General features: G+C 45.8%; 12 protein-coding genes and 2 tRNA genes. 10 read left to right on the plus strand and 4 right to left on the minus strand.

Annotation, left to right across the window (positions count from 1 at the left end; all coding sequences use genetic code 11):
- Positions 1 to 87: 87 nt before the first annotated feature.
- Genes carA through pyrE form a run of 4 tightly spaced genes read left to right on the plus strand, consistent with a single transcriptional unit; the run spans position 88 to position 5,894 of the window.
- Positions 88 to 1,260: a glutamine-hydrolyzing carbamoyl-phosphate synthase small subunit gene (gene carA / locus GC096_RS29745; RefSeq protein WP_171635362.1), complete on the plus strand. Its 1,173-nt coding sequence runs from the start codon at positions 88 to 90 to the stop codon at positions 1,258 to 1,260.
- On the plus strand, positions 1,247 to 4,456 hold the full coding sequence (gene carB / locus GC096_RS29750; RefSeq protein ID WP_171635368.1) for a carbamoyl-phosphate synthase large subunit: 3,210 nt from the start codon (positions 1,247 to 1,249) through the stop codon (positions 4,454 to 4,456). The genes carA and carB overlap by 14 nt, the downstream gene beginning before the upstream one ends.
- A gap of 15 nt (positions 4,457 to 4,471) precedes the next feature.
- A complete protein-coding gene (gene pyrF, locus GC096_RS29755; protein WP_171635371.1) occupies positions 4,472 to 5,203 on the plus strand; it encodes an orotidine-5'-phosphate decarboxylase in 732 nt (243 codons plus the stop codon).
- A gap of 49 nt (positions 5,204 to 5,252) precedes the next feature.
- On the plus strand, positions 5,253 to 5,894 hold the full coding sequence (gene pyrE / locus GC096_RS29760; RefSeq protein WP_216626292.1) for an orotate phosphoribosyltransferase: 642 nt from the start codon (positions 5,253 to 5,255) through the stop codon (positions 5,892 to 5,894).
- Between the two features lie 194 nt (positions 5,895 to 6,088).
- On the opposite strand, the gene GC096_RS29765 is transcribed toward pyrE, so the two are convergent.
- A complete protein-coding gene (locus GC096_RS29765) occupies positions 6,089 to 6,970 on the minus strand; it encodes a LysR family transcriptional regulator (protein ID WP_171635372.1) in 882 nt (293 codons plus the stop codon).
- Between the two features lie 112 nt (positions 6,971 to 7,082).
- On the opposite strand from GC096_RS29765, the gene dapA reads away from it, so the two are divergent.
- Both dapA and GC096_RS29775 read left to right on the plus strand, forming a co-directional pair.
- Positions 7,083 to 7,967 carry a 4-hydroxy-tetrahydrodipicolinate synthase gene (gene dapA / locus GC096_RS29770; RefSeq protein WP_312886369.1) on the plus strand — a complete coding sequence of 295 codons (885 nt, stop codon included), beginning with the start codon at positions 7,083 to 7,085 and terminating at the stop codon, positions 7,965 to 7,967.
- Between the two features lie 21 nt (positions 7,968 to 7,988).
- Entirely contained in the window at positions 7,989 to 8,372 is a 384-nt protein-coding gene (locus GC096_RS29775; RefSeq protein ID WP_171635376.1) for a RidA family protein, read from the plus strand.
- 432 nt (positions 8,373 to 8,804) lie between these two features.
- Here GC096_RS29775 and GC096_RS29780 read toward each other — a convergent pair whose 3' ends face one another.
- Complete coding sequence (locus tag GC096_RS29780) at positions 8,805 to 9,308, minus strand: GNAT family N-acetyltransferase (RefSeq protein WP_171635378.1); 504 nt, start codon at positions 9,306 to 9,308, stop codon at positions 8,805 to 8,807.
- Between the two features lie 23 nt (positions 9,309 to 9,331).
- Positions 9,332 to 10,726 (minus strand): dipeptidase, encoded by a 1,395-nt coding sequence (locus GC096_RS29785; protein ID WP_171635379.1) that lies wholly within the window; start codon positions 10,724 to 10,726, stop codon positions 9,332 to 9,334.
- Positions 10,727 to 10,951: 225 nt separating this feature from the next.
- Between GC096_RS29785 and GC096_RS29790 the strand changes: the two genes are divergently transcribed.
- The 3 genes from GC096_RS29790 to GC096_RS29800 all read left to right on the plus strand — a co-directional run bounded on the left by GC096_RS29790 (position 10,952) and on the right by GC096_RS29800 (position 11,366).
- Positions 10,952 to 11,116 (plus strand): hypothetical protein, encoded by a 165-nt coding sequence (locus GC096_RS29790; RefSeq protein ID WP_167356966.1) that lies wholly within the window; start codon positions 10,952 to 10,954, stop codon positions 11,114 to 11,116.
- A gap of 89 nt (positions 11,117 to 11,205) precedes the next feature.
- A tRNA-Met gene (locus GC096_RS29795) sits at positions 11,206 to 11,282 on the plus strand.
- Positions 11,283 to 11,292: 10 nt separating this feature from the next.
- Positions 11,293 to 11,366 (plus strand) — tRNA-Ile (locus tag GC096_RS29800).
- Between the two features lie 130 nt (positions 11,367 to 11,496).
- Here the strand turns inward: GC096_RS29800 and GC096_RS29805 are convergent.
- Positions 11,497 to 12,108 (minus strand): DUF7010 family protein, encoded by a 612-nt coding sequence (locus GC096_RS29805; RefSeq protein WP_171635381.1) that lies wholly within the window; start codon positions 12,106 to 12,108, stop codon positions 11,497 to 11,499.
- 155 nt (positions 12,109 to 12,263) lie between these two features.
- Here GC096_RS29805 and GC096_RS29810 point away from each other — a divergent pair, with 155 nt between their 5' ends.
- Positions 12,264 to 13,517 (plus strand): hypothetical protein, encoded by a 1,254-nt coding sequence (locus GC096_RS29810; protein WP_171635383.1) that lies wholly within the window; start codon positions 12,264 to 12,266, stop codon positions 13,515 to 13,517.
- The last annotated feature ends 36 nt before the right edge of the window (positions 13,518 to 13,553 follow it).

Below are 13,553 nucleotides of genomic sequence, written 5' to 3' on the forward strand. Positions count from 1 at the left end.
TATGCAAGTCCTTGAATCATTACATGGTAAGCATGACATCTGCGGTTCGTGAGAACCGCCTGACAATAGCGAAGGAGTTGAAAGAACATGCAGGCAAGATTGTTGCTGGAAGACGGCACTCTTTTTACAGGAAAATCGTTCGGTAGTGAAGGTGAATCCGTCGGCGAGGTTGTATTCAATACAGGGATTACAGGTTATCAAGAGGTACTTTCGGATCCTTCATACTGTGGACAAATCGTAACGATGACGTATCCGCTACAAGGGAACTACGGTGTGATTCGCGATGACTTCGAGTCCGTGCGTCCATTCATCCATGGTTTCGTTGTGCGTGAGCATGAAGAAATCCCAAGTAACTGGAGAGCTCAGTATACACTTGGCAGCCTGTTGAAAGAATACGGCATCGTTGGGATCAGCGGCATCGACACACGCATGTTGACTCGTAAAATTCGTCACTACGGCGTAATGAAAAGCATCATCACAACGTCCAATAAATCCGTTGAAGAATTGATGGCAACTCTTAAAAACACGCCGCTTATGACGGATCAAGTTTCCCGTGTTTCCACGAAAAGCGTTTTCGGTGCTCCTGGACACAAAGAACGCATTGTACTTGTTGACTTCGGTGCAAAAAGCGGTATCATCCGTGACCTTAGCAAACGCGATTGCGATGTTGTGGTTGTTCCACAAAATGCAACTGCTGAACAAATTCGTCGTTTGGCACCAGACGGTGTATTGCTTTCTAACGGCCCTGGGGATCCGAAGGATGTTCCACACGCAGTAGAAATGATCAAAGGTTTGCTCGGCGACATTCCACTGTTCGGAATTTGCTTAGGCCACCAATTGTTCGCACTGGCTTGCGGCGCGGATACGGATAAATTGAAATTCGGTCATCGCGGCGGTAACCACCCGGTTAAAGATCTAATCTCCGGACGTTGTTACATTACATCGCAAAACCATGGCTACACCGTTAAGGAAGATTCCGTCCAAGGAACGAACCTTGAAGTGACGCACATTAACAATAACGATCGCACGATCGAAGGCTTACGCCACAAGCAATACCCAGCATTCTCGGTTCAATATCACCCAGAGGCAGCACCTGGACCATTCGACTCCAGCTACCTGTTCGATGATTTCATCTCGCTGATTCGTCAGCACAAACTAGATAACCCACAGCAGCCGCGCCAAGCGCAAATGCTTGCTCAGTGGAATGCTTCCACGGCATCGACATCTGTGAAGGAGGAACTGCAATATGCCAAAAAATAATACACTCAAAAAGATTCTCGTTATCGGTTCCGGACCGATCGTTATTGGTCAAGCGGCGGAGTTCGACTACGCTGGTACGCAAGCTTGCCAAGCATTGAAAGAAGAAGGCATGGAAGTTATCCTGATCAACAGCAACCCAGCTACGATCATGACAGATACGAACATGGCTGACAAAGTATACATCGAGCCGATCACGCTTGAATTCGTTACACAAATCATTCGTCAAGAGCGTCCAGATGGATTGCTTCCAACACTAGGTGGACAAACGGGTCTGAACATGGCGGTTGAACTTGCTCGTGCAGGCGTTCTAGAGAGCGAGAACGTGAAGCTTCTAGGAACACAGCTTACAGCGATTGAGAAAGCGGAAGATCGTGACCTTTTCAGAGACTTGATGAGAGAACTCGAGCAACCAGTACCAGATAGCGTTATCGTAACTACAGTGGCTCAAGCGGTTGATTTTGCTAATGAAATCGGCTTCCCGATCATCATTCGTCCTGCGTACACACTAGGCGGAACAGGCGGCGGTATCTGTAACACGATGGAAGAGTTGACGGAAATCGTTGCTTCCGGAATTCGTTACAGCCCAATCGGTCAGTGTCTCGTAGAGCGCAGCATCGCGGGTATGAAAGAAGTCGAGTACGAAGTTATGCGTGATGCGAACGACAACTGTATCGTTGTGTGTAACATGGAGAACTTTGATCCAGTTGGTGTACATACAGGCGACAGTATCGTAGTAGCACCAAGCCAAACGTTGTCGGATCGTGAGTACCAAATGCTGCGTTCCGCATCCTTGAAAATCATTCGTGCCCTGAACATCGAAGGCGGATGCAACGTTCAATACGCGCTAGACCCTCATAGCTTCCAATATTATGTGATTGAAGTTAACCCGCGTGTAAGTCGCTCTTCAGCACTTGCTTCCAAAGCAACTGGTTATCCGATTGCGAAAATGGCAGCAAAAATTGCGATTGGTTACACACTGGATGAATTGGTTAACCCAGTTACAGGTCAAACGTATGCTTGCTTCGAACCAGCACTGGATTACATCGTTTCCAAAATTCCACGCTGGCCGTTTGATAAATTTACAGCAGCTAACCGTAAGCTAGGAACACAAATGAAAGCGACTGGCGAAGTTATGGCGATTGGCCGTACGTTCGAAGAGTCCATTCATAAAGCAATCCGTTCCCTAGAAATCGGTGTTCACCGCTTGTTCTTGAAAGAAACGGATTTACTAGATACTGAAACATTAGAACTGCGTTTGGTAAAACCAGACGACGAGCGTATCTTCTTGCTAGCAGAAGCGTTCCGCAGAGGCTACACCGTGGAAACACTGCAAAATTTGACGAAAATTGACTGGTGGTTCTTGAACAAATTAAGTGGACTTATCGCGTATGAAAAGGAAATTGCAGCGAAGGATTTGACAGCTGAACTTATTTTCGAAATTAAGCGTAAAGGCTTCACAGACCGTGCAGTTGCGGAAATTCGTACATTGGCAGGCTGCTCGACCTTCACGAAAGAAGCGGACGTTAGAACATTCCGTTTGCAAAACAACATTAAGCCCGTATACAAAATGGTAGATACATGTGCGGCTGAATTCGAAGCTTCCACTCCGTACTACTACTCCACATATGAGCAAGAAGATGAAGTAACTGAAACAACGAAAGAGAAAGTTGTTGTTCTTGGATCAGGTCCAATTCGTATCGGTCAAGGGATCGAGTTCGACTACTCCACAGTTCATGCGGTATGGGCGATTCAAGCAGCTGGTTACGAAGCGGTTATTATCAACAATAACCCAGAAACAGTTTCAACAGACTTTAACACATCAGATCGCTTGTACTTCGAGCCATTGTTCTTCGAAGATGTTATGAATGTAATTGAGCGTGAACAACCAATCGGCGTTATCGTTCAGTTCGGTGGACAAACAGCGATCAACTTGGCAGCACCGTTACACAAAGCTGGCGTACGTATCCTAGGTTCTGACCTAGAAAGTATCGATACAGCGGAAGATCGCAAGAAATTCGAAGCTTTGCTTAGCAAAATTTCAGTAGCTCAACCTCCAGGCGGTACAGTAACATCCGTCGATCAAGCGGTTGGTACAGCTGCGAAATTCGGCTATCCGGTTATCGTTCGTCCTTCCTATGTACTTGGTGGACGCGCGATGGAAATCGTCTACTCCGATGAAGAGTTGCTTAGCTACATGGAATATGCAGTGAAAATCAACCCTGAGCATCCGGTTCTAATCGACCGTTACATGCTTGGTAAAGAAGTAGAGGTTGACGCGATCTGTGATAGAGAAACGGTTCTGATCCCAGGCATCATGGAACACGTGGAACGCGCAGGGGTTCACTCCGGTGACTCGATCGCTGTGTATCCGCCACAATCCATCTCTGAAGAGATCAAACAACAAATTATCGATATCACGACGAAAATCGCCTTAGAGTTGAACGTAATTGGTCTAGTAAACATCCAGTTCGTTATTCATAACGATCAAGTGTATGTGATCGAGGTTAACCCGCGTTCTTCCAGAACAGTACCTTTCTTAAGCAAAGTGACCAACATCCCAATGGCGAATGTGGCGACACGTGTCATCATGGGGCAAACACTTGCAGATATGGGTTATCAAGGTGGTCTATGGCCAGAAGATAAATACGTTTCTGTCAAAGTGCCAGTGTTCTCCTTCGCGAAACTACGCCGTGTAGACACAACACTCGGACCTGAAATGAAGTCCACAGGTGAGGTTATGGGTCGTGATGTGAATTTTGCAAAAGCCCTGTACAAAGGTCTCATCGGTGCTGGTATGAAGATCCCTGCTGCAGGTTCCGTCGTGGTCACCGTAGCGGATAAAGATAAAGACGAAGCGATTGAAATTTTGAAAGGCTTCTATCGCCTAGGTTACAAAATCATTGCAACAGGCGGAACTGCCGAGGCAATTGCACAAGCAGGTCTTCCAGTTACAACAGTCAACAAGCTTAGTGAAGGTTCACCAAACATTCTTGACCTCATCCGCAGCGGTGATGCTCAGTTCGTCGTGAACACATTGACTAAGGGCAAAACGCCTGAGCGTGACGGCTTCCGCATTCGTCGTGAAGCAGTAGAGAACGGTGTAGTATGTATGACATCGCTTGATACTGTAAGAGCGCTAGTGAATATGCTTGAAGCTATCAACTTCTCCTCACGTGCAATGCCAATACATGTCTAAAGGATGGTGCCAAACATGAGTACGTTAACTCGCAACGATGTTACCGGACGCATCATGGTCGCCTTGGACTACGCGAACGCGGAAAGTGCTGAAGGGCTGCTTAAGCAGCTCGAAGGCATTCCGTGTTATGTAAAGGTAGGAATGCAGCTGTTTTATGCTGCAGGTCCTACCTTTGTCGCGAGTCTGAAGGATCGCGGCTATAAGGTGTTCCTCGACGTGAAGATGCATGACATTCCGAACACGGTCAAGGGCGGCGCGGAGAGCGTGACGCGCCTTGGGGTAGATGTGTTCAATGTGCATGCAGCCGGAGGCAAGTACATGATGGAGGCTGCCTTGGAGGGTGTCGACAAGGGGCTAGCTTTAGGGTCATCAGTACGCCCGATTGTCATCGGCGTGACGCAATTGACCAGCACCTCGCAGCAGGTGCTGAATGACGAGATCGGCCTTGCCGGTACAACCGAGCAGGCCGTCATTCGGTACGCCCGCTTGGCGCATGCCGCGGGGCTTAACGGGGTTGTCGCGTCACCGCTTGAGGTGACAGCGATTAAGGCGGCGTGCGGTGACGGCTTCGTCACCGTGACGCCAGGCATCCGCCCGGCGGGAGCCGACATCGGCGACCAGTCGCGCATTATGACGCCCGCTGAGGCGTTCGCGCAAGGGACGGACTATGTCGTAATCGGGCGACCGATCACGGGCGCAGCAGACCCAAGAGCAGCGATTGAAGCGATTATCGATTCAATCGTATAGGTTGTAGGTTCACTATAATCGATCTAACTTTGAAAGGAACGGTGAGCGTATGAGTAAACTCGAAACAATCGCACAGCATATTGCAGCGTCGTTATTAGATATTGAAGCCGTGGCTCTTCGTCCACAGCAGCCTTTTACATGGACATCAGGACTGAAATCTCCAATTTATTGCGATAATCGTTTGACCATGTCACACCCTGCGATCCGTGATGCGATTGCTGATGGCTTCGTGGCCTTGATCAAGGAGAAATTCCCTCAAGCTGAGGTTGTGGCAGGAACAGCAACAGCTGGAATCCCTCATGCAGCATGGGTAGCTCAGAAGCTAGGTCTTCCGATGATCTACATTCGCGATAAAGCGAAAGGGCATGGCAAAGAGAACCTGATTGAAGGTACAGTGAAACCAGGCCAAAAAGTCATCGTCATCGAAGACTTGATTTCCACAGGTGGAAGCTCGCTGAAAGCGGCGGTTGCTGTGAAAGATGCAGGAGCAGAAGCGCTTGGCGTACTAGCGATTTTCTCTTATCAGCTGGATAAAGCAACAGACGCATTCGCGGCGGCAGAAATGCCACTTTACACACTTTCTAACTACTCAACCTTGCTTGAGGTAGCTTTGGAAAAAGGGAAGATCCAACAATCAGATATGGAACTTCTACGTTCATGGAGAGTTAATCCATCCGCTTACGGCGTATAATTGATGACTTCTGTGACGAGATTTGACGAACGGTGTAGGATTCCTCTATACTAAAATGGTCTTGCAACAGACAACAAGATATTGCGTATGCCATGCAGGTTACCGTTCGATCGGCGCCACACTGGGGTGCAACTCTTGAACTTGACTTACAATTCGAAGAAGCTCTACCTTTTCGCAAAGGTGAGCTTCTTTTTTCATTCCGCGGGTTGGTTAGTCAACAATTGAATAAATGCTTGTAAGGGTTGGGACATCCATTTTTTGGGATGCAGCACTAACTGTAAGTCCATGGAAAGTTGGTTATGTGTAAAAGGAAGCTGTGCAAGCTTGCCGATTGCCAGCTCATTCGCTACCGTGATCCGAGGTAACAAGGCGATGCCTAAGCCGCTCATCACACATTGTTTGATGGCCTCAACATTGCCTAACTCGAAACCGATTTGTAAGGCGACGGCATTGTCTTTAAGTAACCTTTCAAATTTCCCTCGATAGATACATCCTTCTTCGGTGACGATAAATTCCGTGTTCCCCAGGTCAGCAAGCTGTATATCGTCTTGTTGCGTTAGATGGTGATCTATGGGTGCAACGAAGACGAGTTGTTCTTCACGGACACTTGTACAAGCGAGAGAGGGATCTGCCGGATACTGATCTAATAGTAGTCCAATATCATAATCTCCTTCTTTGACCTTGGTGAGAATGGAGGCTTCGCTGTCAGGGAAAAGCTGAATATTTAACCCAGGATACAGCTGTTTATGTTTATGTAAAAAAGGTGGCAGATAATAGGCAGCTAACGAGTTAATGGTCCCGATGGTCAACGTTCCACTAATTTGATTGGCTATCATTTCCTTGGATTGATCATAGAGTTCCAACAATTGTTGGGTTATCTCAAGTAAGCTTTCTCCAGGTGGTGTCAGACGTAATTGTCGGCCATACCTTTCAAATAAAGGGACACCATATTCACGTTCCAACTTTTGAATTTGCATCGTAATACTCGATTGTGCATAGCCTAGTTCTTCTGCAGCACGCGTGAAGCTTTTCCTACGGGCAACCTCCCGAAAGGTGCGGAAATACGTCAGATCCATATATAGCCTCTCTTTATTATCAATATTTTTGATGAGTTCTATCATTTATTATAGCTAACTGTGATGAAGAGTTCCATGCTAAAGTAAATGTACAAACAAACGAGACTGGGAGATGGTTATTTTGCTAAAAGAACAAGACCTACAGGGGTTATATGTCCCCATCGTCACACCTTTTGATGAAGAGTTTGAAGTGGATGCTGCATCCTTTTATAATCAAGCTTATAACTTATTTCAAGATGAAATAGATGGATTGGTTGTCAATGGGACAACGGGAGAATCACCTACGATCACGAAAGACGAGCTTGGGGTGTTGTTTGCTACAGCTCAAGCAGCTCGCGACGCTGCTCACGTAGATGTGCCTTTAATCGTAGGAACAGGTACGAACGATACGCGTTCAACTGTTCTTAAAACAGCAGAAGCAGGCAAACTTGGTGCAGAAGCTGTATTAGTTGTAGTTCCCTATTATAACAAACCAAGTCAGCAGGGGATCATTGAACATTTTCGCCAGGTGGCAGGGGTTGGTGTGCCAGTGATCTTGTATGATGTGCCGCATCGCACAGGTGTGACGCTTGAGTTGGACACGGTTCGAGCCATCCTTGATATCGACGGCGTCATCGGGATGAAGGACAGTACGCCTAACACTAGGCTGGTCACAGAATTGACTAGATTGGGCTCTAAACCAGTTTTGTGTGGTGAGGACACATTGCTGTATGCAGCACTGCAGTCCGGCGCTAAAGGGGTTATGAGTGCTTCAGCGAATGTGGAGACGGAGAGGTTTGTTACTTTTATCCGCAGTTTTGTTAGCGGGGCACATGAGGAAAGCCGACGAGAGTTCGAGGAACTTCTTCCTCTTATTCGACTCCTATTTCAAGAGCCGAATCCCGCTCCGATCAAATGGCTGCTTCACCAACAAGGCGTCATCGGATCAGGTGCATTACGTTTGCCGTTATTGCCGGTGACAGAGGGATTACAAGCGAAATTAGCAGCATATTTGTAAAAAGCAAGGAGCGATTGTGTAATGAATCGAACAAGAGTGTTTACGGGCTCACCTTGGGAGCCGGTGGTTGGCTATTGTCGTGCCATTCGTGTAGGTGACCGAATCGAGGTTGCTGGGACGACAGCGATGAAAGACAGCGAGGTTGTTGGCGTGGGCAACGCTTACGAGCAAACGCGGTTCATCCTTCAAACGATTGAACAGGCGCTTCGAGAGCTCGGTGCACAGTTATCTGATGTAGTGCGAACTCGTATGTTCGTGACGGATATTTCGTTATGGGAAGCGTTCGGCAAAGCGCATGGGGAGTATTTCCGTGACGTGCAGCCTGTTGCAACAATGGTTGAAGTGAAGGCGCTGATCGACCCGCGATTGCTGATAGAGATAGAGGTAGAAGCGATTGTGTTGTAGGTTGAGTAGATAGTGGCAGTGTGTGATCAATGAATGAATGGTGAGTAGAGTGGAGTAGAGTAGTCTGTAGTGTATTGTGAGTTGTGTTTGGAGAGTAGTGTGTAGCAGATAACAGATAGATGGATTTTCTCCATCTAATAACGCAGATTACTGGTGTAATTATTGAATAGATGGAAAATGTGCAGGTAATTTCTGTTGGTTTGAACAAAATCCTCCGATTCGTCTGGATTAGCTGGAGAAAATCCATTTATTTCAAATTTGGAGGCATAACTAGCTCGATTTAGCTGTAGTTTTTCCATCTAAATGGAAGTGGAACCTCAGATAACCATTTAGTACCCAAAAGATTAACAAAAAAGCGCCACAACTCATTAGCATCGCGAAATTGATTTCGCGAGTAGGGAGGAGTAGCGCTTTTTATAATACGTGTGTCGACTAACCAACACGTTTGCCCAAAATGATCAGATCCCGCTCAACCCCATCTAACTCAGCGACACCCGGCAAATGCGCCCAATTCGTGAAGCCGAATTTGCGGAAAAGCTGTAGGCTCGGCTCATTGTGCCCAAATATAAAACCTAACAAAGACTTGAGCCCCAACTTGGGACTAGCTTCAAGTGCTTGTTCCATCAAATATCGACCGATGCCTTGGCCTCGGCAGGCTTCATCGACGTAAATACTAACTTCCGCTGTTGCGTTATAGGCGGGACGCCCATAGAAGGACTGAAAACTCAGCCAGCCACAAATGCCCTTCTCATTTTCAAGCACCCAAAGTGGACGGAAATCAGCAGAGTGTTCGTGAAACCAACGCTCCCGTGAAGCTGTTGTGACGGGTTCTGTATCGGCAGTAACCATGCGACCTGCAATCGTCGAATTGTAGATACGTACGATTTCTGCTAAATCTGCTAATTGTGCATCACGCATGTGTAAGTGATTCCCCATAAAGTTACTCCTTTTACCCTAGCTTAGTTAGATTCTGTAGTAGTTGCAGCTAATGCAGCTAGCTTCAACCAGTAACGACTAATCGTCTCTGTCCCATTGTCCCAGTTCATCAAATGGAAATGCTCATTCGGAGCATGAAGATTCTCCCCAGGTAGCCCAAAGCCCATAAGTACAACAGGTGCGTCTAAGACGCGACCTAACACTTCGACAATCGGAATCGACCCTCCGCTACGTGTATAGACAGGCCACTCACTGAAAGTTTCTTCATAGGCTTCTGCCGCCGCTACCATAACGGGCTCATCAATCGGTGTAATGAATGGATTCCCCCGTAGTTGGCGATCTAACGTAACCGACACGCCAGGAAGAGATTGTGCATGAATATGGGCTTCGACCAGATTCATGATTTCCTCAGGGACCTGCGCAGCGACGAGGCGACATGCAATTTTGGCAGTAGCTCGATTGGGAATGATAGGTTTAATCCCTTCACCCTGGAAGCCGCCACTAACAGATGTGATTTCAAGCGTAGGACGGGACGTCGTTTGCTCATAAAAGGAGAAACCTTTCTCCCCATAAAGCTCTGTGACGTTCAAATTCGTGCGAACCTTGTTTTCATCAGGCTCGACTTTCTTGAAAGCTTCGCGCTCTTTGTCCGAAAGTTCGATTACACGGTCATAGAACCCTTGCACGGCTACACGGCCATTCTCGTCGTGAAAGGAGCTTAACAGTTTGGTCATTGCATGAATCGGATTCTGTACGGCACCGCCGAAAAGACCAGAATGCAGATCACTATTCGCGCCATCGATCGTGATTTCGAACCCTGCTAAGCCACGAAGTCCATACATGAGTGCTGGTTTACCAGGACCGTGCATTTGTGTATCAGAAAGTACGATGGAATCAGCTTGCAGTTTAGCTGCATGTTCCTCAACAAAGGCAGGGAGATTCTTACTAGCAATTTCCTCTTCACCCTCGATGCAGAATTTAACGTTAACCGGAAGTGAGCCCTGTGTTTGTAGAAAGGCTTCAACAACCTTCACATAAAGCAGCAGTTGGCCTTTGTCATCCGTACTACCACGACCAAACAGCTTCTTATCACGGATTACGGGTTCAAAAGGAGGCGTTTCCCACAATTCTAATGGCTCAGCAGGTTGCACATCATAATGACCATAAATCAGTACCGTCGGTTTGCCGGGGGCATGTAACCAATCGGCATAAACGACAGGGTGGCCTTTCGTAGGCATAATTTCAATGTTTTCAAGTCCAGCCTTTTGTAAAGATTGAGCCGTCCACTCCGCGCATTTCAGCATATCCGGTTGATGCTGGGCAACTGCACTTATGCTAGGAATTCGTAAGAATGCCATGAGTTCGTTTATATGTTCATCCCTATGCGTGAGTAGGTAGCTTTTGATTGTTTCGATCATGGGTGTTTTCTCCTTTTTGTACTGCCAAAATAGTCTACTCACTTAACTTCCCCAAAAACAGGGAAAATCCTGCTATGCTTGTAAACCGTCACATTTTATTTGTCATATGGTCAAATAAAATGGATTTTTCCATATTTAAGATCATCTTTGGACAATGCGGCTAATAAGAGATCCTTTATATGGATAAGCTAAAAGTAACGATCTGACTACAATGGAGGGACATGCATGAATTGGATATATTGGGCGAAATTATACGATTCGAAGTTCCAAGCGGGCTGTTTAGCGAAACGTATGGAAGAGGATTGGTGGATCTATGGGTATGAGTGCCCGCAGGAAGTTGAGGTTTATAAGTCGAAGAAAGGACGCTTTGGCGTCAGATACAATACATAAATGAAATGATTATGCATAAAATTAACGCTTGACTAAGCCATCTCCGTTGGTGTATATTTATTTTTGTCGCTGTTGAGCGGCATACATGACGCGGGGTGGAGCAGCTCGGTAGCTCGTCGGGCTCATAACCCGAAGGCCGCAGGTTCAAATCCTGCCCCCGCAACCAAATTTCATTAGGGCCTATAGCTCAGTTGGTTAGAGCGGTCGGCTCATAACCGATTGGTCGGGGGTTCGAGTCCCTCTGGGCCCATAGCACGGAAACCCTTGGTATATAAGGGTTTTTATTTATTTTAAAGACAAAACAAGCCTCTCGTTCTCATCATGTTTTGATGGGAATGAGGGGCTTGCTCTTGTTTGTGCACGCTAATGCACAGTGCTTTTTATTCGTATTGTTTTAACTGTTTCAGCAGGGTCCCCCAGATTCTCAACCCCGTCACCCATAGCGTCACGGCTGAGCCGAAACCAATAATCGTAGACATCATAATGATAGACACATTGCCAAACGTAGCGTTGATGGGTAAAAACAATGAAATGATGCCTAGCATACACATGACAATACCCGTACCATAATAAAATTTTTCTCGAAATAATGTAGCTAGAGGAAAGAAATGAATGCCAACAATCATCGCCATGACAGGGAAAAAGACTTCAAAATGATTGAGCGTATTGCAAATGACACTGGCAAGAAAGATCGCAACACCTTCCAATCCAAATATCAAACCGAATTTTCGATTTATTCGTTTCGTGTCTTCTTTTTCTTTCGGTGTAACAGCATGATTCATGCTACGAGATTTAACAAAAAGTGAAATGGCTCCGCTCAGTAAGATAATTGTTACAATAGCTGAAAGTACAAGTGGCCATGGAGCTCCAAGTTGATGTGACCCAACAATACCAATAGATGCCCAGAGCGCGCCAAAGAAAGTCATGAACATGACACCATTGGCAGCTCCTAGGACAGCTGATTTAGACGGTTTTACAAATTCACTCATCATTCATCATACTCCAATCATTTAAATTTAGTTTCTACGCAGTCATGTAAAGAGTTAATACTTTGTTAATAATCCATTTAGATGGATTCAATAAGCGTATAATATAATAACTAGTAAGGAAACGTTTCCCGCAAATTGTTTTAAAAAGGAGAAGAGAAATGAAACTTAGCAAAAAATCAATTACAGTACTTTCTTTCACAGTTGGAGCCTGTTTATTTGTATCTACCGCTTTCGCTGATGCGATGCTTGGATCCGGGTACGACCGGCTGAAGGGTTCAGTCAAAAATACAGCTTCTATGATGGAAAATGGTTTAAACAATTATACGGTTGAGACGCTGTATACATTGAAAGATAATGATCAAATTTTGCTTCAATCGTCTAATTTCCAGAAGATGGATACGGTGAACCAAGTAAAAGAGAATAACGAGGTAACGAAAAACGCCAAAGGTGAAACGACCTCCAGATATAACTATGCTGACAAGAAACAATCCATTGACAAAAACGAATTTGACAATACATATTATGTATTTGACTATTCGGATGAGATGAACCGGAACCGTAAGGGGCCAGCCGATTTCCGTAATCCTTTTAAAGAAAAGGGAGCAACTGAGGTTGAGAAAATCGTTGATGCGGTAGTTGGCTCATTGAAAGATTATGTACAAGTTGAAGAAGGAGCAGACGGCGGTAAAGTGTTCTCCGGAAGTTTGTCCGAGGCACAAGTACCGGCCATCGTGAATGCAGTCTCCTCCTTCGGTATCAAGCAAATGCTGGGTAATGAAAGAGATTTACCAGACATAGAGAGCGATATTTTCGTGAAAAAGGTTGTAGGTTCGGCGAATGAGAACAAAGGTGGCTATCTAGAAAATCTGACGGGTGAGATCACGCTGTCGGGAAAAGATAAAAATGGGGTTCAGCATGACTTAAACCTCAATGTCATGTTAAAGATTTCTAATATTGGCAGTACGAAGATTACCAAGCCTGATCTAACCACGGCTAAGGTTGAGAAGGTTAGTCATAATGGCGGATTCAGCTCTAAATATGTGGGAACCTATCAAAATGATATTATTATGGACAAAGACGGTAAGTTCACAAAAATTGGCGAGAGAACAGTTAAAATCACAAGTGTAGATGGAGACAAAGTAGCAGGAACTTATTCCGAAACCGTAAATCCTGGTTTTGAGAGCGAGTATCCAAACAAGGATGTATTCAATTTCGAATTCAACATGGCAACATCTCCAATGTTTACTTACACGGATTCGAAGGGTGAACAAAAGCAAGGTATGGTTCATCCCAACCAAACAGGTAAAATTTATTTTGATATGAATCTAGAGATTAGCGATAAAAATGCTTACAAACAAAGCAATAGCATGAAGCCTTTTTATGATGGCGAATTTAGCCGCGTATTTGAATAGAAATGATTCTCAGGAGGCGGCGTATAGCGGCTTCCT

Source organism: Paenibacillus plantarum, assembly GCF_013141695.1.
GTDB lineage: Bacteria > Bacillota > Bacilli > Paenibacillales > NBRC-103111 > Paenibacillus_E > Paenibacillus_E plantarum.

Excerpts from the sequence above, each read along its gene's own strand:
- carA (WP_171635362.1), top strand. The coding sequence starts at position 88 with ATGCAGGCAAGATTGTTGCTGGAAGACGGCACTCTTTTTACAGGAAAA.
- carB (WP_171635368.1), top strand. The coding sequence starts at position 1,247 with ATGCCAAAAAATAATACACTCAAAAAGATTCTCGTTATCGGTTCCGGA.
- pyrF (WP_171635371.1), top strand. The coding sequence starts at position 4,472 with ATGAGTACGTTAACTCGCAACGATGTTACCGGACGCATCATGGTCGCC.
- pyrE (WP_216626292.1), top strand. The coding sequence starts at position 5,253 with ATGAGTAAACTCGAAACAATCGCACAGCATATTGCAGCGTCGTTATTA.
- GC096_RS29765 (WP_171635372.1), bottom strand. The coding sequence starts at position 6,970 with ATGGATCTGACGTATTTCCGCACCTTTCGGGAGGTTGCCCGTAGGAAA.
- dapA (WP_312886369.1), top strand. The coding sequence starts at position 7,083 with ATGGTTATTTTGCTAAAAGAACAAGACCTACAGGGGTTATATGTCCCC.
- GC096_RS29775 (WP_171635376.1), top strand. The coding sequence starts at position 7,989 with ATGAATCGAACAAGAGTGTTTACGGGCTCACCTTGGGAGCCGGTGGTT.
- GC096_RS29780 (WP_171635378.1), bottom strand. The coding sequence starts at position 9,308 with ATGGGGAATCACTTACACATGCGTGATGCACAATTAGCAGATTTAGCA.
- GC096_RS29785 (WP_171635379.1), bottom strand. The coding sequence starts at position 10,726 with ATGATCGAAACAATCAAAAGCTACCTACTCACGCATAGGGATGAACAT.
- GC096_RS29790 (WP_167356966.1), top strand. The coding sequence starts at position 10,952 with ATGAATTGGATATATTGGGCGAAATTATACGATTCGAAGTTCCAAGCG.
- GC096_RS29805 (WP_171635381.1), bottom strand. The coding sequence starts at position 12,108 with ATGATGAGTGAATTTGTAAAACCGTCTAAATCAGCTGTCCTAGGAGCT.
- GC096_RS29810 (WP_171635383.1), top strand. The coding sequence starts at position 12,264 with ATGAAACTTAGCAAAAAATCAATTACAGTACTTTCTTTCACAGTTGGA.